Source organism: Guyparkeria halopsychrophila (assembly GCF_044582135.1).
Classification (GTDB): Bacteria; Pseudomonadota; Gammaproteobacteria; order Halothiobacillales; family Halothiobacillaceae; genus Guyparkeria.
The window spans coordinates 24930-47270 of the sequence record NZ_JBDODP010000006.1; the positions used below are offsets into that span (position 1 = coordinate 24930).

17 protein-coding genes are annotated in these 22341 nt (G+C 63.7%); 3 read left to right on the plus strand and 14 right to left on the minus strand.

The window, feature by feature from the left end:
- Nucleotides 1-217: 217 nt before the first annotated feature.
- Nucleotides 218-2275, plus strand: coding sequence for a diguanylate cyclase (locus tag ABGV18_RS03950; RefSeq protein ID WP_396584908.1), 2058 nt, complete (start codon nt 218-220; stop codon nt 2273-2275).
- 361 nt (nt 2276-2636) lie between these two features.
- Here the strand turns inward: ABGV18_RS03950 and ABGV18_RS03955 are convergent, their stop codons facing one another.
- From ABGV18_RS03955 to doeB2, 9 genes are all read right to left on the minus strand, one after another.
- Nucleotides 2637-3926 carry an MFS transporter gene (locus tag ABGV18_RS03955; RefSeq protein ID WP_396584909.1) on the minus strand — a complete coding sequence of 430 codons (1290 nt, stop codon included), beginning with the start codon at nt 3924-3926 and terminating at the stop codon, nt 2637-2639.
- A gap of 194 nt (nt 3927-4120) precedes the next feature.
- The gene (locus ABGV18_RS03960) at nt 4121-4984 is read right to left on the minus strand and encodes a diguanylate cyclase domain-containing protein (protein WP_396584910.1); all 864 of its coding nucleotides are present in this window, start codon (nt 4982-4984) and stop codon (nt 4121-4123) included.
- A 1015-nt stretch (nt 4985-5999) separates the two neighbouring features.
- Nucleotides 6000-6302, minus strand: coding sequence for a hypothetical protein (locus tag ABGV18_RS03965; protein WP_396584911.1), 303 nt, complete (start codon nt 6300-6302; stop codon nt 6000-6002).
- A 441-nt stretch (nt 6303-6743) separates the two neighbouring features.
- Entirely contained in the window at nt 6744-7223 is a 480-nt protein-coding gene (locus ABGV18_RS03970) for a hypothetical protein (RefSeq protein WP_396584912.1), read from the minus strand.
- Between the two features lie 76 nt (nt 7224-7299).
- Nucleotides 7300-7749: an Sbal_3080 family lipoprotein gene (locus tag ABGV18_RS03975; RefSeq protein ID WP_396584913.1), complete on the minus strand. Its 450-nt coding sequence runs from the start codon at nt 7747-7749 to the stop codon at nt 7300-7302.
- Between the two features lie 186 nt (nt 7750-7935).
- Nucleotides 7936-9312 (minus strand): NAD-dependent succinate-semialdehyde dehydrogenase, encoded by a 1377-nt coding sequence (locus ABGV18_RS03980; protein ID WP_396584914.1) that lies wholly within the window; start codon nt 9310-9312, stop codon nt 7936-7938.
- Complete coding sequence (gene doeA / locus ABGV18_RS03985) at nt 9309-10697, minus strand: ectoine hydrolase (RefSeq protein WP_396584915.1); 1389 nt, start codon at nt 10695-10697, stop codon at nt 9309-9311. The genes ABGV18_RS03980 and doeA overlap by 4 nt, the downstream gene beginning before the upstream one ends.
- A 3-nt stretch (nt 10698-10700) precedes the next feature.
- Nucleotides 10701-11975, minus strand: a complete 1275-nt coding sequence (locus ABGV18_RS03990) for an aspartate aminotransferase family protein (RefSeq protein ID WP_396584916.1) — start codon at nt 11973-11975, stop codon at nt 10701-10703.
- Between the two features lie 118 nt (nt 11976-12093).
- Nucleotides 12094-13263, minus strand: coding sequence for a N(2)-acetyl-L-2,4-diaminobutanoate deacetylase DoeB2 (gene doeB2, locus ABGV18_RS03995; RefSeq protein ID WP_396584917.1), 1170 nt, complete (start codon nt 13261-13263; stop codon nt 12094-12096).
- A gap of 318 nt (nt 13264-13581) precedes the next feature.
- Here doeB2 and ABGV18_RS04000 point away from each other — a divergent pair, with 318 nt between their 5' ends.
- Entirely contained in the window at nt 13582-15009 is a 1428-nt protein-coding gene (locus ABGV18_RS04000; protein WP_396584918.1) for a rhodanese-like domain-containing protein, read from the plus strand.
- A gap of 268 nt (nt 15010-15277) precedes the next feature.
- Here the strand turns inward: ABGV18_RS04000 and ABGV18_RS04005 are convergent, their stop codons facing one another.
- The gene (locus ABGV18_RS04005; protein WP_396584919.1) at nt 15278-16621 is read right to left on the minus strand and encodes a diguanylate cyclase domain-containing protein; all 1344 of its coding nucleotides are present in this window, start codon (nt 16619-16621) and stop codon (nt 15278-15280) included.
- Between the two features lie 196 nt (nt 16622-16817).
- Nucleotides 16818-17381 carry a single-stranded DNA-binding protein gene (gene ssb, locus ABGV18_RS04010; protein WP_396584920.1) on the minus strand — a complete coding sequence of 188 codons (564 nt, stop codon included), beginning with the start codon at nt 17379-17381 and terminating at the stop codon, nt 16818-16820.
- Between the two features lie 197 nt (nt 17382-17578).
- On the opposite strand from ssb, the gene uvrA reads away from it, so the two are divergent.
- Complete coding sequence (uvrA, locus tag ABGV18_RS04015; protein WP_396584921.1) at nt 17579-20416, plus strand: excinuclease ABC subunit UvrA; 2838 nt, start codon at nt 17579-17581, stop codon at nt 20414-20416.
- Nucleotides 20417-20724: 308 nt separating this feature from the next.
- Here the strand turns inward: uvrA and ABGV18_RS04020 are convergent, their stop codons facing one another.
- Genes ABGV18_RS04020 through ABGV18_RS04030 form a run of 3 tightly spaced genes read right to left on the minus strand, consistent with a single transcriptional unit; the run spans nt 20725 to nt 22135 of the window.
- On the minus strand, nt 20725-21267 hold the full coding sequence (locus tag ABGV18_RS04020) for a hypothetical protein (protein ID WP_396580844.1): 543 nt from the start codon (nt 21265-21267) through the stop codon (nt 20725-20727).
- Between the two features lie 21 nt (nt 21268-21288).
- Nucleotides 21289-21630, minus strand: a complete 342-nt coding sequence (locus ABGV18_RS04025) for a TraR/DksA family transcriptional regulator (RefSeq protein WP_396580843.1) — start codon at nt 21628-21630, stop codon at nt 21289-21291.
- Nucleotides 21631-21637: 7 nt separating this feature from the next.
- Complete coding sequence (locus ABGV18_RS04030) at nt 21638-22135, minus strand: hypothetical protein (RefSeq protein ID WP_396580842.1); 498 nt, start codon at nt 22133-22135, stop codon at nt 21638-21640.
- Nucleotides 22136-22341: the final 206 nt, after the last annotated feature.

Consider the following 22341-nt stretch of genomic DNA (forward strand, 5'->3'; position numbering starts at 1 on the left):
TTTCCTCATACTCCGATCCGAGCGACACCGAGCGATACCGACCGGCCACCCCGGTCGGAGCGCAAGGACACCACGCCACCCGACCGCGACGGTCGGAACGCCACCCCGCCCCAGGCACTGACGGAACCAAGCGCCGGCAATGAAGCGACTCTGCCCTTCTTTACTCGGGACCTGGTTCCTGCTGATCGCCCCTGTGATTGCGCAGGGCGCATCGGCCGTGACCCTCAGCGCCGACGAACAGGCATTCCTCGAAGAACACCCCACCGTGACCATCGCCATGATGGTCGAACACCCGCCGTTCACCGTCATCGAGGGCGGCGAGGGGGCCGGGTTCGAACACGATCTGCTGCAATTGGTCGCCGAGAAGACCGGGCTCGAATTCGAGAAGGAATTCGGCGTCTGGAGTGACTCCCTGCAACGATTCCGTCGGGGGCAGGTCGACATGATCTCCAGCATCTCCTACCGGGAGGAACGCACCGCGTTCACGCTCTATACCGAGCCGTACTACAGCATCCCCGTCTTCGTCTTCGTTCGCGACGACTTCGGCGAGTACGCCGGGATCGAGGATCTCTCCGGCCGAAAGGTCGGCGTCATTCGGGGCATCTTCTACGAAGCGGACCTGCGCGATGCCGATAACATCAACCTGGTCCAGTTCGACACCTACCAGGACATGACCCGGGCGCTGGTGCTGGGCGAGATCGACGCCCTGATGCAGAACCTCTCCAACATCAATCAAATCGTCAAGCGACGCGCCTACACCAACATCCGGATCGCCGGCGAGCTCCGCATGCCCGGCCTGGCCGAGGAAGACTTTCGTTTCGGCATCAGCCCCGACAAGCCCGAACTGCGCTCGATGGTGCAGAAAGGGCTGGACGACATCACGCCGGGCGAGTGGGAAACCCTGATGGGCAGATGGCTGGACGTCCGCGAGAATGGCGACACCCCAAATGCCCGCCTGACCGACGAGGAACGCGCCTACCTGCAACGGGAAGGCCCCGTCGACATCTGCATCGACCCGAACTGGATGCCCTTCGAACGCTTCGACGAAAACGGAGAGCATGCCGGCATCAGCGCCGACTATTTCGCCCTGTTCGAGAACACCCTCTCGACCGATTTCATCCCCGTGCCCGCCGACTCCTGGTCCGAGTCGGTCGCCCATCTGAAAGCGGGCAAGTGCGACCTGTTCAGCCTCGCCATGCGCACCCCGGAGCGGGAGGAATACCTCGACTTCACCGAAAGCTACATCCAGACCCCGCTGGTGATCGCCACCAAGGCCAATGTCGCCTTTGTTACCGGGCTCGAGGACCTGCGTGGAAGGACAATCGCCATCCCGGCGCTCTATGCGTTCGCCGAACTGCTCAAGGACGACTATCCCGAACTCGATCTGATCGAGGTCACGGACATCGACACCGGGCTGGAGATGGTGCGTAACGGCGAGGTCTTCGGCTATATCGGCACGCTGGCCACCATCGGTTACAAGCTCCAGACGCAATACGCCGGCGAATTGCGCATCAGCGGAGGTACCGGCAAATCGTGGGACATGGGCGTGGCGGTGCGAAAGGACCGACCGATGCTGCACGGCATCATGCAGAAGGCCGTCGCCAGCGTCACCACGGAGCAGCGTCGGGCCATCCACAACAAGTGGATATCCATCCGCTACGAAGACCGGGTCGACTACACCCTGCTCTGGCAGGTGGTTGCCTTCTTCGTCTTGGTGCTGCTGGCCGGCCTGTTCTTCCATCTCAGGCAAGCTGGCCTGAAGAAACAGCTGGAAGCGGCGTATCGACAGGCCGAGCGTCTGGCGGTCACCGACAAGCTCACGGGCATCTACAATCGCCACCGGCTCGACCAGGCCCTCGAGGAAGAAACCCGCAAGGCCGAACGCTACGGCGACCACTTCGGCGTCCTCATCCTCGACATCGACCACTTCAAGCCGATCAACGACCAATATGGTCACCGCACCGGCGACCTCGTGCTGCGCGCATTCGTCGACGTACTGCGCCACAACTGCCGCAAAAGCGACATCCTCGGCCGCTGGGGTGGCGAGGAATTCCTCATCATCGCCCCGCATGCCGACAAAGAAAACCTTCTCGCCCTGGCCGAAAATCTGCGCGCCGCCATCGAGGCAACGACCTTCCGCGAGGTCGAGCGGGTCACCACCAGCATCGGCGCGAGCATTTACCAATCAAACGACAACCCCGACACCCTGATAAAACGCGCCGACGACGCCCTCTACGAGGCCAAGCAGGGGCGCAATATCGTCGCCTTTGGTTAGGAGCCACGGTTGAGAACGAGAGCGGGCATCAACCGGTTCTTCCACTTCCCGCAAGATTCCCCGCCATGGCGACCATGAACGTGTCGCTTCCCGATGGAGTGAAGACCTAGGTCGAGCAACACACTCGATCCGGCCGCGACCGCAATGCCAGGCGACAGAAGCAGGAACGAGCACTGAGAATCGCCCCTACGCAGACACGGGTCACCGAAGGCCTCGAAAGGGGTGCAGGGGCGGTCAATGGACGAGTTGCTCGCCGCCGCCCGCCAACAGAAATCCAACCGCTGACGCTTGGCCTGCCGACCAGGCCGCAAAGCAGAGGACTGCAGATTCAACTGGTCGGTTCAACCTGGCCATCTACGCGTCAAGGGGTTTTGGCCCCTGCCGTGACGGACTCTATTGGCTCGCCATCCGCGTCCAGGAGCTGATAATCGTAGGCCGCCTGGAGACCGAATTCGCCCTCGCCCTCGCCCTCGCCCTCGGCCTCTTCCTCGGGCTCGGTGCCAAGGGAGCTCGGGTACAGGGGCGACAAGATTGCCACCAGGATGCCGAGCGCGGCGAACATGGCAAAGGCATCGGCGTAGCCGAATGCGTTCACCAGCTTGCCGACAACGGGCGAGCCGGTCGCCTGCCCCAGCGAGACCGCCACGAACGGCAGGACCGGACCCATCGACAGGCGGCCCGGCAACAGGCGGATGCCGGTCATCAGGTAGAGCCCTGTCAGGCTCATGTAGGCCAGGCCGAAGACCAGCGCAGAAAAGACTGCCAGAAACAGGTTGCCGGGGCTGGCGGCGAGCAATGCCAGGCTCGAGGCCAGCATCATCAACATCAGTGCCTGGGTGATGGCCGGATTGTTGCGATCGGCCAGGTCGGCCACCATCGCCCCGCCGAGGCCGGCGATGCCAACCGCCAGCCACAACCAACCGGTGGCGCCGGGCGGCAGGCCGCCCAGGGTGACCGCCAGATCAGGCGCGAAGATCCAGTACGCGGCAGAGACGAAGCCCATCACGAAGGCGAACAGCGAAAGCCTGAACAGACGCCAACGTTGCAAGGAACTGACCCGAGGCGGCGGCGCGGCGTTCGACGGCGTGGCCCGCGACACCGAGGGGATCAAGAACCACGTGGCAACCACCGCAATGCCCGCCAGGATGGCAAAGGTGCCGTACGCCAAACGCCAGGCGTCGGCCAGGAACAGCACCGCCGGAACGGCAACGACCACGCCAATGCTGGTACCCGCATTCATGACCGAGCTCACGCGTCCGTGCAACGAGCGATCGACCAGCACCTGCATGGCAGACGTGAGCGCCGGCATCATCAGGCCGGTGGCGATGCCGCAAGCGAACACCCCGATGCCGAGCGATAGCCCGTCCGGGGCCTGGCTGATCACCACCAGCCCACTGGCACCGAGAGTCCCGGACAGCATCGCCGTGTAGCGGGCCCCCATCCGGGCGGCGAGAATCGGGGCCACCACTGAGGCCAGCACGAAACTGATCAACGGCAGCGCACCGATAATGCCGATCGCTTCCGCCGTCAGCCCCAGCTCGGCGCGAATCGGGGGCACGAACAGGCCAAAGGCGAAGCGCGCCAGCCCGTAGGTGATCGCGATCAGCCCGGCACCGAACAGCGCAAACTTCATGCTCGAAGGGAATTGCATACCGCCCCCGCCAGACTCGCATCGAGAATTGTGGCCCTCGGCGAGCCTGTCGCACGCCGGAAACCGGACCTTCAAAGCCTAGGATGCCCCCTGCCCAGGTTCAAGCAGGCGTCCGGCTGACGAGCCCCCTTTCCCCGCGGACCGATACGGCCTGCAATCGCGGCACTAGACGCTGCTGGTGGCATGCAGGCCCCTCAGCCCTTTTCCGAACGTCGCCCTTTCAGCCGGTACATGTCGTCATCCGCATGGCTCAGCAGGGTATCGGCATCCTCTCCGTCCGCCGGATAACAGGCGACGCCGATACTGCAGGACGCTGTTTTTATCCCGCCGAATTCAGCGCCCAACGGCTCGGCCAAGACCGCGACGATCTCCTCCACCTTCATTGAAACGCCATCCGACGACTGGATGTCCGTCAGCAGCACAATGAATTCATCACCCCCCATCCGGGCTACCGTGTCCGTCTCCCGTACGCAGCTTTCCAGCCGTCGGGCGATCGCACAAAGCATGCGATCACCCACGGCATGCCCATGGGTGTCGTTAATGGATTTGAAGTGATTGACGTCGAGAAACAGCAAGGCCAGCTGGCTCTGGCGGCGATGGGCCGCACGCAGGGCCGAGTCCAGTCGATCATTGAACAGCAATCGGTTGGTCAGACCTGTCAGCGGATCGTGATGCGCGAGGAAACGCAACTTTTCCTCCGCCAGCCTGAGTGCCGTCACGTCCCGCGCCACCCCGATGCGCACACCCTCCTCCTCGGACCAGCGGGCCGACCACAGGATGTCCACGATCGAGCCATCCTTGCGGATATACCGGTTGTGGAAATCATTGTGCGACTGACCGCTCATGACCCGGCCAATCGAGTCTCGAGTGGCCTCCAGATCGTCAGGATGCATGTAGTCGGTGATCGGCGTGCCTGTCAGTTCGTCGGCGCGGTACCCGAGCAGCGCTTCACAGGCATCACTCACAAAGACGATCTGGTTGTCCCGGTCGACCACGAAGACCGCGTCCAGCATCAGGTGGATCAGCTTCGGGTAAAGCGCTTCTATATCCACTGGCATGTTTCGGGCTTCGGCTGGTTCATATGTCGCCAGTGTAGCCCCAAGGGGGCAGAGCCCTTTGCCCCGTGTCGTTTGGCTGTTGGTGTGAGCGCGGGGCGCCTTGTCGTGGAGGTGGTACGGTTTCGGGCGTTTGTCGCGCCTGGCGGTTTCGATCGCATCGCGCTGCCAACGCCCGAAGGACTTTCTATTGCTTGTCCAATAGAAAGTACCCAAAGACAAAGACACCCCGGCGCCTTGGCCCTTCGGGCTTCCCTCGTCACCGCCGGGTAGCGGACGGGTCGATTCGACGCGACGTCGTGTCGCGCAGAACCTCGGAGCGACCGTCCTGCTCCGCTATCGCTCCGCGTTCATCGGGCATGCGGCGTGCCACTGGCACGCCGGTCCGGATTCACCCCTGTCGCTCCGACCCTGCAACCCGGCGGAGACGAGGCAAGGCGCAGGGGCCCCGTGCGCGCCAGCCGTAAAGCCCCTTCTTCGATCACCACCCTTGCTGGCAAACCGAAAGCAGGACAGCCGCACCGCGGCTTTAGCGGCCAAGGGCCGCTCCCACAGATCCCCCGTGAGAGCGAGCCCCCGCTCGCGAAACGCGCCAACGGCGCGTGTCCCCGCCAGCAATCCCTCGCCAATCCATCGCGCCTAAAGGCGCTCCTACACAATGCACACCCCGTAGGAGCGCCTTTAGGCGCGAATCTCCATCAGGAGCACCGAATCATCAGCCGGCCAATTCCCCTTCGCCCTTGCCGAGCGGCCGGGGTGCCGCAGGGTCGGCGCCACATGGACGTGGCGCCGAGGTTCGCCGCGACACGACGTCGCGTCGAACCGACCCGTCCGCGGCACCCCGGACGGGAGGGAAGCCCGCAGGGCCAAGGCGAGGGGTGCCCTTCTCTTTGGGCACTTTCTCTTGGGCAAGCAAGAGAAAGTACCTCGCGCGCTTGGCAGCCGGGCTCAATCAAGTAGCCCAGCAGGTCAGGCGCGCGAAACCGCAATTCCTTAAAAAAGATTTTGACCCCTTTTCTTAAAACCACAAAGTCGCCTGATAACCAAAATTGAGGGCGACATTCCAACAATGACGATATAAAGGAACCTCCTCGCAACGCACTGTCTCGACGCCTATCTCTCGAAAGAAAGCCGCATCATTCACGCAGCTATTAAAATCACCAGAATCAGCGACTCGAAGGTACTCTGGAATCTGATCAGAATCCGACCCCAAGACCAAATAATAAACCTCTCCAAATATCAACTCATAACCAACCCACCCCCAAATCGCAAGCCAGCCGAACAGCGCAAAACCAATCAGAACACCTGAAAAACTTTTCATCACACCCTCCCCACACGGCCCACCTCTCGGATCAAGCCAATTGATTTGGACTTATGAGGGCGGAATTTTTGTTGGCGCAGCTCACGAGGTTGAGAAGATCACTCTACTATTGACTCGGAGCAATTCACACGACCTGCACCGCGGTATGTGCAATAAAATGTCTTCCCGTTACATTCGGCAGTCCAAGTGTTGGCCATGACCCCCCCGGAAGCCTCTACTACTTCTATTTTGCTCTCCGGACAGCCCACCAATCCTGACGTGTATTTCTTCTTGTTTATAGTGCAACCACTTGAAACAAGCATCGCGCCCGTCAGAAAAGCCACAGCCGACAACGTTAGTTTACCTTTCACAACATCACCTCAAATTCCGTGTGGCGAATACCCTACGCCGATTCAAAAACTTTAAAAACTCAAAAAGGAGTCAGAACCCTTTATAAAGCGACTAAGGCCCCCACTTGGCTAGAAGCGCCACAAGACCGGTAACAGTACCAACCAAGCCACTAAGCGCAGTGATATAGGGAATACGTCTTGCCCAACGCTCCGCTCGATATTTCTCCTCCTCCCGGATCGCCGAGCGCACTTTTTGCTCCCCGGCGAGTGACAAATAGTAGCGGTGGCCATCCAACCCGCTACGCTGGTAATCAGCAGACAAAGCATCACCCACGAACACCGAAGGAGATGGAATTCGAAGTTCACCAGCACGCTTCAGGAGCCGCCGGGAATGGAAACTGGCCTCGTCCTCTTCGAGCAATTGGTAATCGAACTGCCAACTACCGTCTTCCCATATATCTGAGAAATTTCCACCATTAGCGACGACACGTCGCCGCTTTCGATCAAGCTCGCGGTCCATAAAGTATCGGGTGAGCCGCAACCTCATGCCTTCGGTCAGTGGCACGATGCGCAAGAACTGGTAGATGTTCATCGTTTCCCCCATGCCGAAAACGGAAATAGGCCTTGTCAATTGGAAATCTGGAAAAGCCCCAAAATTCCGTTACACCTCATTCCTGCCGCCCGACGTCTGCACCACCAAACAACTCATCAATCAACGGCTCGATCTTGCTACGAGTCGTCCCAAACTTGTCCATCCGCCCACCCCCATTCCGCGCATCGTAGGTCGCACGCCCCTCAAGCCCATCCTGATCAAACACCTTGAGATCGGCATAGGACAGGTACATCGCCATGTCCCAGCGCCAGTTGGCGGTGTATTCGAGGTAGTGGGAACAGCTGACCGGTCGCTCGCCCTGGTACACCTCGGTATACAGGCCCTGTTCCTCGATCAATTCGCAGACGGCCGGCTCGAAGCCGTCCATCAGGACATCGGGATTGTGTTCGACGCAGATACGCTCGATGTCGTTGTCGGCGACCGGCTCGACGGTCTGGGTAATGGAGCAGCCGCTCAGCCCGAGCAACAGGCCGAGGCCGGCAATGAGTTTCGCTTGCGGTGACATGACATCTCCTTGTCAGTGGTTAGTCCCTGCTGGGCATTGCACCCTTGATTCGCATGGTCGCATGTTTACGCGGCGTCATACCCACCCGGCTTGATCGAGCACACAAACAAAAGGCCAGCGCCCGGCGGGATCATCCCGCTCGGCACGCTGGCCTCTCTCTTCGAGCTTGCCGCTGTCGACTTACCGCTAGCCGACCTTCGGCCCCACCCACACCTGCTGCGCATTCACGAACATCTTGATGCCATGCGGCCCAAGTTCGCGGCCGTAACCGGAACGCTTGACGCCGCCGCTGGGCAGGCGCGGGTCGGTCTTGACGATGCCGTTGATGGCGACCTGGCCGGTCTCGATATCGCGGGCCATGTTGATGGCCTTCGCCGTGTCGCCGGTCCAGACGGCCGCACCCAGTCCGTACTGGGTGCTGTTGGCGAGCTCGAGGGCGTGATCGACGTCGCGAGCGGACATGGCGACGGCGATCGGACCGAAGGTCTCCTCGCAGAAGGCGACCATGGAATCGTCGACGTCGGCGAGCAGGGTGACCGGGTAGAAAAAGCCCTCACCCTCGGGCATCTCGCCACCCACCAGGCAGCGCGCGCCAGCCTCGATACTCGCCTGCACCTGCCGATGCAGCCCCTCGCGCAGGTCGTCGCGGGCGATTGGACCGAGATCGGTGGACTCCTCGCGCGGGTCGCCCATCGTCAGCTTTTCCAGACGAGTCTTCATCATGTCGAGGAAGTGCTCGTAGATGGACTCCTCGACGATGATGCGCTTGGCGGCGATGCAGGACTGCCCGGCGTTGATGATCCGCGAGAGCACCACCGTGTCGGCGGCGGCCTCCAGATCGGCGTCCGCCAGCACGATCACCGGGTCCGAACCGCCCAGTTCCAGCACGGCGGGCTTGATCTGCCGGGCGGCGGTGGCCGCGACGATCGCGCCGGCGCGATCGGAGCCGGTGAAGGAGATGGCGCGGACGCACTCGGTCTCGATCGCGCCCTGGATGTCCTCGGTCTTCAGCGGCAGGTTCTGAAACACGCCCTGCGGGACGCCGGCCTTCTCGAAGGACTCCATGATGCCCGCCGCGCAGGCCGGCACGTGGGCGTCGTGCTTCATCACGCAGGTGTTGCCGGCCATCAGCGCCGGGGCGGCGAAGCGAAAGGCGAGCCAGAACGGCGCGTTCCACGGCAGGATGCCCAGCACCGTGCCGATCGGCAGGTACTGCACGTAGCTGACCGTGGCATCCGAGCCGAGCATCTCGCTGGCGAGGTACTCTTGCGCGTGGTCGGCGTAGTGCTCGGCGCACCAGGCGGCCTTGTCGACCTCGCCACGCGCCTCGCGGATGGGCTTGCCCATCTCGTCGGTCATCAAGAGGGCCAGGCGCTCGCGATCCTCGCGCATCACCTCGGCCACCCGGCGCAGCAGGGCGGCGCGCTCGGCGAAGCTGGTCTTGCGCCAGTCGCGGTAGGCCACCTCGCTGCGCTCGAGCACGGCGTCGCGCTGGGCCGGGTCCATCACCGGGAATTCGTGCAGTGTCTTACCCGTGGTCGGGTTGATGACGGTCTGGCTCATGAGGCGCGCGACTCCTTGGGTTTCTTCTGGGATTTCTTCTGGACCTTCTTGTCCGTTTTCTTCTGGGCCTTGGTCTCGGATTTCTTCTGGACCTTCTTCTCAGGTTTCTTGTGGTCCGGCTTGCCGTGGGGCTTGGCCTTGGACTTCTTCTCGTCCTTGGCGTGGGCGACGGCGAGCTGTTCGATCATCGGCTGCTCTTCCTGGATCTCGCGCTTGGCCTCCTCGCGCTTGACGGTGAAATCCTGCTCGAGCGTGAAGAAGGACTCGCAGCCGTCCTTGGTGATGTAGATGGTGTCGGAGATGCCGCAGGTCTTGTCACCGTCCACGCCCCAGGCCCAGGGGATGATGTGGAAGGTCATGCCCTCGCGCAGCACGGTCTTGTCGCCTTGCATCAGGCTGAGGATGTAGCCCTCGTCCCAGCTGGGCGGGAAGGCGATACCGATGGAATAACCCGAGCGGGTGATCAGCTTCCCGTGGGCATCGTCGACGGTCATGATCGAGCGGACCAGGTTGTCGGCATCCGAGACGGTCACGCCCGGGCGGATCAGGGCCTTGACCCGTTCGAGGGCCTCTTTCATGCGCTCCTGGGCCTTCCACATCAAATCGGTGGGCTCGCCCAGCACGGCGGTGCGCATCATGGCGGTGTGGTAGCGGCGATAGCAGCCGGCCACTTCCAGGAAGACGTGCTCGCCGGGCTTGACCACGCGTCCTTCCCAGGTGGCGTGGCCGATCATGGTGCGCGGCCCGGAGGTGACGTAGGGCAGCACGGCGGGCGGCTCGCCGCCGGCACGGAACATCGCCGCGCAGACCTCGGCGCCGATCTCGTTCTCGGTCACCCCGGCCATGCAGGCCTCGAGCCCCGCCTTCATGCCGGCCTCGGTGGCGACGGCCGCCCGGCGCATGATGTCGATCTCGTGCTTCGACTTGGTGCGCCGGCCACACTCGACGATGCCGAAGCAGTCGAGCAGGTGCGCGCCGGTCAACGTGGTGTGCAGCGCGTCCTGCTGGTAGGCGGGGAAGAAGTAGCTGTTGCGCTCGTAGCCGATGTGCTTGTTCGCCAGGCCGAACTCCTTCAACGAGGAGACCAGCATCTGGATGGCGTCACCGGTATCCGGGTAGGGCCGGGTGATCTCGACCCAGGTGCGCGCGTGGACGTTGGATTCCTCCATCGTCCGCGTGATCATGAACGGTTTGTCGTCGAGCGGTACCACCAGCGCCTGGAAGAACGAGTACCCCGTCGTCTGGTAGTCGGTGAGGTACATCAGGTTCTCGGGGTCGGTGATGATCACCGCGTCGAGCAACCGTTCGGCCATGCGCGTGCGCAGTTCGCCGAGTCGGCGCTCGTACTCTTTCATCGGGAAGGTCATGTCGTCGCGTTGGCGCATGGGTCAGCCCTCTACCTGGGCGTCGACGGCCTGTTCGAAGAGATTCAGCCCTTCCTCGAGGTCGTCATCGGGAATGGTCAGCGGCGGGATCAACTTGATCACCTGCCCCTTCGAGCCGCAGACCGCCGCCAGCAAGCCGCGATCGAAGCATTCGCGCGCCACCCGCTTGGCGAGATCGCCGTCGATGAAATCCAGCGCCTGCATCATGCCGCGGCCACGCACGGCGAAGCGCGGGTACTTGTCTGCGATCTTCTCCAGGCGCTTTCTGATCACCTCGCCCTTGCGGCGGGTCTCCTGCATGAATTTCGGGTCGTCGAAGTAGCCCAGCGCGACGGTGCCGGCGATGAACGACAGGTCCTGACCGCGGAAGGTGCCGGTGTGCTCGCCCGGCAGCCAGTGCTTGTCGTGCTCGGGCTTGTTGAGGTTCATCGCGATCGGCGTGCCGAAGCCGCCGAGGCCCTTGGCCAGGGTGATGATGTCCGGGTCGAGGTCCATCTCGTCGAAGCTGAAGTACGAGCCGGTGCGCCCGGAACCCATCTGGATATCGTCGACAATAAACAGCGCACCCGTCTCGCGTGCCAGGTCCTGGATGCCCTTGAGCCATTCTTCGGAGGCGACACGCACGCCGCCCTCGGCCTGAACGGTTTCCACCAGGAACGCCGCCGGCGGGGCATAGCCGGTCGACGGGTCGGCATAGATGTCTCGCAGGCGCTCGAGCGAGGGCATGCCGCAGCCCAGCGTGCAGTTGGGGCACTGGGTCTCGCAGCCGAAGGCCTGGTGGACGACGTTGTCCAGCGGCACGCCGGCGGCGTTGCGGAAATGAGCATTGGAGGTCGCGGCCAGCGCGCCCAGCGTCATGCCGTGGAAGGCATGGTGGAAGGAGACCACCTGTTGCCGGCCGGTAACGCGACGGGCCAGCTTCAATGCCGCCTCGACGGCGTTGGTGCCGGTCGGGCCGACGAACTGCAGCCGATAGTCCATGTCGCGCGGTTTCAAGACCGTCTCGACAAACTTGGTGATAAAGGCCCGCTTGGCCGTGGTGTACATGTCGAGGCTGTGGGCGACGCCATCGTTCTGGATGTAGTCGATCAGCGCGTCCTTCATTTTCGGGTCGTTGTGCCCGAAATTGAGCACCCCGGCGCCCGCATAGAAATCGATGTAGCTCCGCCCCTGTTCGTCGGTCTGTCGCGCGTTGCTGGCCGAATGAAACACGGTCGGCGCAGCGCGGCAGTACGCGCGAATCTCGGATTCCCACTGCTCGAACACCTGCATGTGCATTGGCGCTTTCTCCCCTTATTTCGGGTGGTTTCGGTCCGCCGCATCGCGGCGGGAGTGCCGGGTTGTTCCTCGGCCTGTCTCATGGTCAAGGCCTTGCAAGAGGCCTGCCCATTCGCGTTCAGCCCGCGCTCGACTCGATCGACAGCCCGACCAGGTCGGAGAAGATCCGGCCCACCGGGTCGATCAACCGGTCGTTGAAGTCGTATCGCGGGCTGTGGCAAGGCCAGTGATGGCCCTCGCCGTCATCGGCGCCGATCAAAGCGAAGGCGCCGGGAACCTCCCGAAGGTAGTAGCTGAAATCCTCGGACGCCATGATCGGCACCGGCAGCGAGGCATCGCGCCAATCGGTGCCCAGCACACGGGCCAGTGCACCACGATAGTGCGCGGCGGCCTCGGGGTGGTTGACGGTGGCGTGGTAGCGGGGCGTGAAGGTAAAGCGCGCCTCGACCCCATAGGCCGCGGCGGTGTCGCGGGCGATCTGGTCGAGGTGCTGGGCCACCGCATCGCGCTGGTCGGTGCGCTCGACGCGCACGGAACCGGCCAGGCGGGCGGTGTCGGGGATGGCGGTGATCGCTCCGCCGGCCTCGAAGGTGGTCACGCTGACCACCGCGGCGGTCTGCGGCGCCAGCCGACGCGAGACGATCTGCTGGATGGATTGGACCAACGCGGAGCCGGCGAGCAGCGGGTCGCGGCAGGCCTCGGGCTGGCTGGCGTGACCGCCGCTGCCGGTCAGCCGGATCTCGAAGGTGCCGTTCGCACCCATCACCGGCCCGTCCGGGCAGACGGCCTGGCCGAAGGGAATCGCCGGCCAGTTGTGCCAGCCGAATACCCAGTCGACGCCCTCGAGCGCGCCGTCACGGATCATCTCGCGCGCGCCGTGCCCCCCTTCCTCGGCCGGCTGGAACAGCAAGGTGACCGGGCCGGGCAAGTGGTCCTCGCAGGTCTTGAGCCATCGGGCGACCGCCAGCAGGGTGGCGGTGTGCCCGTCATGGCCGCAGGCGTGCATGATGCCCGGCATGCCGGACGACCAATCCTTGCCGCTGATCTCGTCAATCGGCAGGGCGTCGATGTCGGCGCGCAGGGCGATGTGCCGGCCGCGCGCCTCAGGGGCGATCCGGCCGACCGTGCCGGTGCCGGCACAGGCTCGCCAGGGGATGCCCAGATGATCGAGCTCCGTGCGGATCGTCCCGGCGGTGGCGTGCTCCTGCCAGGTCAGTTCCGGGGCCTGGTGCAGGCGGCGACGAAAGGCGGTGGCCTGGGTGGCGATGTCGGTCCAGATCGAGGGCACCAGGGCCTCCTGTCGGTGCCCGGCACGAGCCGGGCGCGAGTGGTTTCAGGCGGATAACGGGGCGCATCCACCAGCGGTAGCTTCGAGCTAAGCACAGGTCTTGGCCCGTGCGCAACAACCCATTCACCCCACTGTCGCGCCGGCGCCACGCCTGCCAGGTAAACGTCCAGCCAGGCTCATCCGATTGACGAAAAACGGCGAGCAGGGGGTTGAGAAACTCGTCACCCATCCCAAGGTCCGAACATCAGTCAACAGTTTATCTGATAGATTCCCAAGCCACGCTTATTCACTGCCACATTCATTCCCTGGGGAGCACCCATGCTGTTCGAAGCGTTCGAAGAAACCGGCCTGTCACAAATGAGCTATGCCGTTGGTTGTCAGCAGAGCAATGAACTGGCGATCATCGACCCGCGCCGGGACATCGACTTCTACCTCGATTTCGCCGAGGAAGAGGGTTACGTCATCCGCCATGTCATGGACACCCACATCCACGCGGATTACGTCTCCGGCGCACGCGAGCTGGCCGAGGTGACCGGCGCGAAGCTGCACCTGTCGGCCTACGACGACAACGAGGTCTTCGAGGTGGGCTTCGACCACCTGCCGATGCAGGAAGGCGATTCGGTGCAGATGGGCAACGTCCGCATCGAAGCGCTGCACACGCCGGGCCACACCCCGGAGCACATCTCGTTCCTGGTCTTTGACGGCGCCCGCTCGCCGGACGTCCCGGCCGTCGCCCTGACCGGAGATTTCCTGTTCGTCGGCAGCCTCGGCCGCCCCGACCTGCTGGGCGAGGAGGCCACCCGCGGGCTGGCCAAGCAGGCGTTCCACAGCGTGCGCGAGAAATTGAAGGGCCTGCCCGACGGGCTGGAGATCCGCCCGGGGCACGGCGCAGGCTCGGCCTGTGGCGCCGGCATGTCCGGGCGAACGATCTCGACGCTGGGCTACGAGCGCGCCGCCAACCCGCTGCTCGACCCGTCGCTCACGGAAGACGAGTTCATCGACACGCTGCTCGGCAACCTGCCGCCGGCGCCGGACTTCTACCCGCGCAACAAGGTCACCAACTCCGAGGGCCCCAAGCCGGTGCAGGGCATGGTCGATCTGCTGGCCGAGGAGATCGAGGTGTTCGACATCGACGACCTCAAGGCCCGCATGGCCGAGGGTGCGGTGGTGATCGATATCCGCGACCGGCTGGCCTTCAACGCCGCGCACATCAAGGGCTCGCTGGGCATCGAGTACGGCGACAATCTCAGCCCCTGGGCCGGCTGGGTCGCCCCGCCGGACCAGCCGCTGATCCTGGTCGACCACGAGGGCGACGACGAGCTGATCAGCGATGCGATCCGCGCGCTGGTGCGCGTCGGCCAGGACAAGGTGGTCGGCTTTCTCGACGGCGGCTTCGATGCCTGGCTCAAGGCCGGCGAGGCCTTCGAGAACACCCCGCTGGTCGATGCCGAGACCGCCAAGAATGACCTCGACCACGACCGCCGCGCCCTGTGGGACACCCGCGAGGCCAGCGAGTGGGACGAGGGCCACGCGCTCGGCGCCCGCCACCAGACCGCCCACGACGTGCGCGGCGGTATCGACGGGGTGGGCAAGGACGATCCGATCACGCTGGTCTGCGGCTCGGGCATGCGCTCGACCGTCGCCGCCAGCCTGCTGATGCGCGCCGGCTACACCAACGTCGCCAACCTGATGGGCGGCATGAACGCCTGGGAAGAGGCCGGCCTGCCGGTGGTCGCCAAGGACTGACCTTATAGCGCACCCTGTGTATTCACAGTGGCATCATCTTGAAAGCCCCGCCAACCCGAATTTGGCGGGGCTTTTTGTTTTTACAGGTCAGGCAAACGAAGGTGCGTGTGGAGAAGCACGACGTGCGCCTGTTGACGGGCGGTTCTAGAGCGTGGCGATCGACGGAACGGTGTCGGGCATCGGTCGCGACCGTGCGACACCTTGCTCCATACCAAGGCTTACGACTGATCACGCTCCCCAGAACGGCCGCGTTTTCGGCCCCGTCCCGTCAGGAGGGCTGCCCGGCCGTTTCAGCGGATGGGCCGTGAAAGCACATCCGGTTTGAACCGGACTCTTTGGCTTTGTACATGGCGCGATCAGCGGCTTCCAACAGAGCGAGGGGAGTGGGGGCGTCCTGGGGGTAGAACGCGACCCCGATGCTGACGGAAATCTGAACAGGCTGTAGTGCGGTCTGGAATGGCTGCGCGAGGGCATCAATAATCGCCTGGGCCACCTGCTCGACGTCCTCGCGCCGATTGGCGGCGGCAAGAACCACGGTAAACTCATCGCCGCCCTGACGGGCAACCGTATCGTCCTCCCGCACACAGTCAGCAAGGCGCTCCGCCACGTCACACAACACACTGTCCCCCGCTTCATGACCGAGCGAATCGTTGACTTCCTTGAAGTCATCCAGGTCCATGAAAAGCAGGGCAAGAGGCAAGCCGGTGCGGTTTGTGTGTTTGACCTCCTGCTCCAGACGATCCAGAAACAGACGTCGATTCGGCAGCCCGGTCAGGGCGTCATGGTGGGCGCTGTGCCATATTCTTTCTTCGGCAAGCGCCCGCTCGGTGACATCCTGAATAATGCAGACCGTGGCTTCGGTGTCTTGATGCTCGTCAAGCACGGGCGCAAGCAGGTACTCGAACCGTTCACCCTGGCCAGAAGCAAATCGGTGCACGAACTTGCCGCGGTACGTGGACTGGGAAGCAATTACCCTTTCCTGGTTGCGCTGAAAGTCCAAAGCGAATGAAAAGCCGAGGTCAAAGTTGGACCTGCCGATGATCGCCTCGGGCTTCAGACCGAAAAGATCCGCCGTGGCCTGATTTGCATAGATAACTCGGCCCTTGAGATCCAGCACGTAGATCGGATCCGGGGATGCCACCAGAATGGCGCCAAACAGCCGGGTTTCCATCTCTTTTACCGTCGCATACTGCTCAAGCGATTCGGCGACGGCCTGGTCGATGGCCTCATGGAACCGGGTAAGCTCGTCAAGCTGCTGTCCGGTGACCGTGGGGTGAGCGTCAGTCCAAAGTGACACCACGCTCGCCCGCAGGGCCCGGAACTCGGAAATGGTCTCCATGACGCTAAAGCCGCTGGCCTGTCGATCGCCACCGTGCACTTCCGCCCAGGACTCCCCCCCATCCTTCGGCCCACGACCTTTCGATTTGGCGGCCTGTTCGGCCGCACTCTGTTGTGAATCGAGATCGTCGGCAATCACCAGAAGCATTTCCCTGGCATGGTCGCGCAGCCCGGCCGCGTCCATGTGCCCGGCATGAAAAATCGTTTTGGCAAACGCTTGCCAATTCTCAAGAATCGGCTCTATTTGCGCTCGAATGAAATCGGATAATCGCATTTGTATCTGTATTTCCTTGGCTTCCAACAAGAGCAAGAAAGAGCAGGGGATACACCCGATTCTGACCGACTCGTTCTCACGTTGGCTGCTGACCCTCTTCGAATGGCGCCCACAGAAACCAGAAACAACAAACCCCGACCGAAGACGGGGTTTGTCTGACGTCATCGTCAGGCAAAGCTTAGACTTCAGGTGTCATCTAGAACGGGATGTCGTCCTCGCCGAAACCGTCGTCGATTGACTTGGCCGGGCGCTGGTCCTGGGACGGCGGCGGGGGCGGTGCGCCGTAGTCGGACTGGCCGCCGCCGTAGCCCGCACCGGCACCCGCTGCGGCGCCACCGCCGTAACCACCCTGGCCACCCTGGCCCCCTTGGCTGGCCTGGCCACCGCCGTAACCGCCGCCCTGGCCGCCACCGGCACCCGGACGGCCGCCGAGCATCTGCATCTCGTTGGCGACAATCTCGGTGGTGTAGCGGTCCTGGCCGTCCTGGCCCTGCCACTTGCGGGTCTGCAGGCGGCCTTCGATGTAGACCTGGCTGCCCTTCTTCAGGTACTCGCCGGCGATCTCGGCGAGCTTGCCGAAGAAGACGATGCGGTGCCACTCGGTGTTCTCGCGGTTCTCGCCGGTGGTCTTGTCGCGCCATTGCTCGGAGGTGGCCACGCGGATGTTGGTGACCTGGCCGCCGGACGGCAGGTAACGCACGTCCGGGTCGACCCCGAGGTTGCCGATGATGATTGCCTTGTTCACACCGCGGCTAGCCATAGTTAAAACTCCTTGTGGTTCCTGCCGACCGGTGGCGTCACCGGCCCTTGCGAGCGCAAACCGTCACTATAAAGCATTCATATCTCGGCAACGAGATCGTCTTGCATTCAGCTACACTACTCGGTTCCGCGCATGGTGGTGAGCATCGCTCTCCGCCCCTGCCGCGACGTCCATTCAACACGAGCGACAAGCGCAATATGGCCGATCCGTTTATCCGCATCCGCGGCGCACGCACGCACAATCTCAAGAACATCGATGTCGACCTGCCGCGCGAGAAGCTGATCGTCTTTACCGGGCTGTCGGGCTCGGGCAAGTCGTCACTGGCCTTCGACACGATCTTCGCCGAGGGACAGCGGCGTTACGTCGAGTCGCTGTCGGCCTACGCGCGCCAGTTCCTGTCGATGATGGACAAGCCGGACGTCGACACCATCGAGGGGCTGTCGCCGGCGATTTCGATCGAGCAGAAGACCACCTCGCACAATCCGCGCTCGACGGTGGGCACGGTTACCGAGATCTACGACTACCTGCGCCTGCTGTACGCCCGCGCCGGCCTGCCGCGCTGCCCGGAACACGACATCGACCTAACCGCGCAGACGGTCTCGCAGATGGTCGACCACGTGATGGACCTGCCCGAGGGCTCGAAGTGGCTGCTGCTCGCGCCGGTGATCGAGAACCGCAAGGGCGAGCACCACAAGCTGTTCCAGGAATGGCAGGCGCAGGGCTTTTTGCGGGTGCGGATCAACGGCACCGTCTACGAGATCGACGAAATCCCGACCCTCGATCCCAAGACCAAGAACAACATCGAGGTGGTGGTCGACCGCTTCAAGGTGCGCGACGACCTGCAGCTGCGGCTGGCGGAGTCGTTCGAGACCGCGCTGCGGCTAGCCGACGGCCAGGCGATGGTCGTCTCGATGGATTCCGACGAGGAGCATGTCTTTTCCTCGAAGCATGCCTGCCCCAAGTGCGGCTACTCGCTGGGCGAGCTCGAACCGCGACTGTTCTCCTTCAACAACCCGGTCGGCGCCTGCCCGAGCTGCGACGGGCTGGGCGTAAAGCAGTTCTTCGATCCGCAGAAGGTGATCATCAACCCCGAGCTGTCGCTGGCCGCCGGCGCGGTGCGCGGCTGGGACCGGCGCAACGCCTACTACCACGCGCTGCTCTCCTCGCTGGCGCGGCACTACGACTTCGACCTGGAAACGCCGTGGGAGGAACTGACCGACGAGCAGCGCGACATGATCCTGCACGGCTCGGGCAAGGAGAAGATCGCGTTTACCTACCTTGGCCCACGCGGTCGGGCGAAGGAGCGCACGCATCCCTGGGAGGGCGTGCTGCCCAACATGTCGCGCCGCTACCGCGAGACCGAATCGCAGGCGGTGCGCGAGGAGCTGGCGCGCTACATCTCCGAACAGGCCTGCCCAAGCTGTCACGGCACCCGCCTGAACCGCGCCGCGCGGCACGTTTTCATCGAGAGCCACAACCTGCCGACGATCACCCGCTGGTCGATCGGCCACTCGGCGGCGTTCTTCGCCGAGATGGAACTGGAAGGCGCCCGCGGCGAGATCGCCACGCCGATCGTGCGCGAGATCCGCTCGCGGCTGAAGTTTCTCAATGACGTCGGCCTGAACTACCTGTCGCTGGACCGCAGCGCCGAGACGCTCTCCGGCGGCGAGGCGCAGCGCATCCGGCTGGCGAGCCAGATCGGCTCGGGGCTGGTGGGCGTGTCCTACATCCTCGACGAGCCGTCGATCGGCCTGCACCAGCGCGACAATGACCGCCTGCTGGGCACGCTCACCCACCTGCGGGACCTGGGCAACACGGTGATCGTGGTCGAGCACGATGAGGATGCCATCCGTGCGGCGGACTTCGTCCTCGACATCGGCCCCGGCGCCGGGGCCCACGGCGGCCAGGTAGTCGCCCAGGGCACGCCCCAGCAGATCGAGGCCAACAAGGACTCGCTCACCGGGCAGTACCTGGCCGGCAAGCGAGGCATCGAGGTGCCCGAGCGCAATCGCGCCGATGCCGAGAAGATGCTGACACTCGAGGGGGCGACCGGGCACAACCTGCAGGGCGACCCACTGCACATCCCGTTGGGACTGTTCACCTGCATCACCGGCGTGTCCGGCTCGGGCAAGTCGACGCTGATCAACGACACCCTGTTCAAGATCAGTGCCCACCAGCTCAACCGAGCCAGCGCCACGGCCGCGCCGTACAAGAACATCCACGGGCTCGACCAGCTCGACAAGGTGATCGACATCGACCAGTCGCCGATCGGGCGCACGCCGCGCTCGAACCCGGCGACCTACACCGGGCTGTTCACCACCATCCGCGAGCTGTTCGCCGGCACGCAGGAGGCCCGCTCCCGCGGCTACACGCCGGGGCGCTTCTCCTTCAACGTCAAGGGCGGGCGCTGCGAGGCCTGCCAGGGCGACGGGGTGATCAAGGTCGAGATGCACTTCCTGCCGGACGTGTACGTGCCCTGTGATGTCTGCGGCGGGTCACGCTACAACCGCGAGACGCTCGACATCCACTACAAGGGCAAGACCATCACCGACGTGCTGGAGATGACCATCGAGGAGGCCGCCGAGTTCTTCGAGGCGGTGCCCAGCCTGAACCGCAAGCTGACCACCCTGATGGACGTCGGCCTGGGTTACGTGAAGCTGGGACAGAACGCCACCACGCTCTCCGGCGGCGAGGCCCAGCGGGTCAAGCTCTCGCGCGAACTGGCCAAGCGCGATACCGGCCACACGCTCTACATCCTCGACGAGCCGACCACCGGCCTGCATTTCGAGGACGTCGCGCAACTGCTCAAGGTGCTTTACCGCCTGCGCGATCACGGCAACACCGTGATCGTGATCGAGCACAACCTCGACGTGATCAAGACGGCCGACTGGATCGTCGACCTGGGCCCCGAGGGCGGTTCCGGCGGCGGGCGGATCATCGCCTCGGGCACGCCCGAGCAGGTGGCCGAGGTGGAGGGCTCGTACACCGGGTATTACCTCAAGCGGATGCTTTCGGGCGCGAAGGCATCAGGGTAATCGACGGCGATACCCGGTGAGTCGGGCTCCAGCCCGACAATGCGCGGTAAGCTCGGACGGAAGCGTGGGAACGCCTTCAGGCGCGAACCGCCCGCCCATGCCGACTCGAAGCGGCTCCATCGGCTTTCGCGGCTAAAGCCGCTCCTACCCGTCTAACCCGGGCGGAGTGGGAGATTGCCTCACAAGCAAAACCCGACCGCAGGCGCGTGTCCTGCGATCGGGCTTCTTGGCCGATACGGGTAATGGAAGGGGAGCGCCGATGACGCGGCCTTCGCGAGCCGGGCTCGCCCCCCTCTGGGAGCCCCAGGTTACTCGAGCGTGCGCTGCAGGCTCTCGAGGACGTCTCGGGTCTTTTCCTTGGTCTTGTCGATGACGTTGGAGGTGGTGTCCTTGGTGGCCTGCCAGGCACTGGACGCCCCGGCCTTGGTGTTCGACCAGATGTTGGCGGCGGCCCCCTTGGTCTCGGCCCACCAGTCGTTGTCGACCTGCGGGTAGTTGCGCACCTGGTCGAGGTCATCGTTGAGGAACACCGCGTAGGAGACGCGGTCCAGCTGATCGCCGGAGCGGGTTGCCACCGAGAACTGCTCGACCTCGACGAAGCGATAGTTGTTGTCGCCCATGCCGTCTAGATCGTCATCCAGTTCGACCACCAGACCATGGACCTTCATGTTCTCGGCCACCAAGACATCCTCAACCTCGCCCACCTCGCGGTTACGATCGGTGGCCAGAAAAACATTCGCCCCGATCAGGGCATTCATGGAATACAGGCCTTCCGGCGCATCCTTTGCCAGCGCGGGCTGGGACAGTGTCACGGCGATAACGCCAGCCAACAGGGTTTTCATGTGAGTCATTGGTGCTCTCCTAGTTGGTTCTTATTCGCTTTCGGCGCATTCCACACAGCGTGTCACGCTCGGATCGTTTTGGAGTCGGCGGAACGGGATAGGTTCCTCGCAGACGAAGCAGTAGCCGTATTCGCCATTTTCCATCCGCCGCAACGCACCCTCGATGCGGGTCAGTTCGTTCTCCCAGCGGGCGCGGGTGGCCCTGGCCATCTCCCGGCCTTGCTGCGCCTCCACGCGCGACAACTGACTCTGGCATGAGTTGTCGATTTCCACCCGCTCGGTGGATTCGGCGCTGCCGATCAGCAGTTGTCGCAACGCCTCACGTCTTTCGAGCAACTGTTCGTGAAGCGCGTGGCGCTGAGCTTCGTCCATGGGGCTGTCAATCGATCTTGATCTTGGCGTAGCCGCGCTGCGCGTAGGCCGCTGCGGTGACGAAGGTATTGCCCACCTCGACGAGTGGCTCGACCAGATCGGCCTGAGTGATGCCGGCGCGCCGGCTGGCAATCGAACAGACCTCCATGCGATCGACACCCGCCAGGGCGTGCAATTCGGCCAGCCGTGCATGGATCTGCAGGATCGTCTGGGCGTGCTCCATGTCCCGGTCGGGGGCATCGCGGGTCAGTAGTCGGACCGACCCACCACGAAAGCCAAACACCATGCGTGGTGTCACGCCCTGGCGTTCAAGATCCCGATAGGTCTGCTCGATCACACCCAGTCGCGCGAGCAGCGCATCCGGGTCGGATGCCGTGACGTCCCACAGGATGCGGCCTTCCTCGATGCCTTGCAGGGCATGGGCATCATCGGGCCGAGGCACGTCGGCAGACAGCGCGAACCCCGGCAGCAGGCAGAACATCAGGCCCAGCATCAATCGGCGCATGGCCATTTCCTCCTTGTGCACGATGGCGAGACGTCCAACCAGTAAAGCCGATCGGGGCGGCAATGCAAGCACTTGATTTTCCGTCGGTGCGAGTCTGTCGGGAGAGGGCCGCACGATCCGACTCGGACAGCACCGACAGGGGACACAAAAAAACCGCCCGCGGGTTGTCCCCGGGACGGCTCGTCAGTCGAGCAGATCGGTCAGCC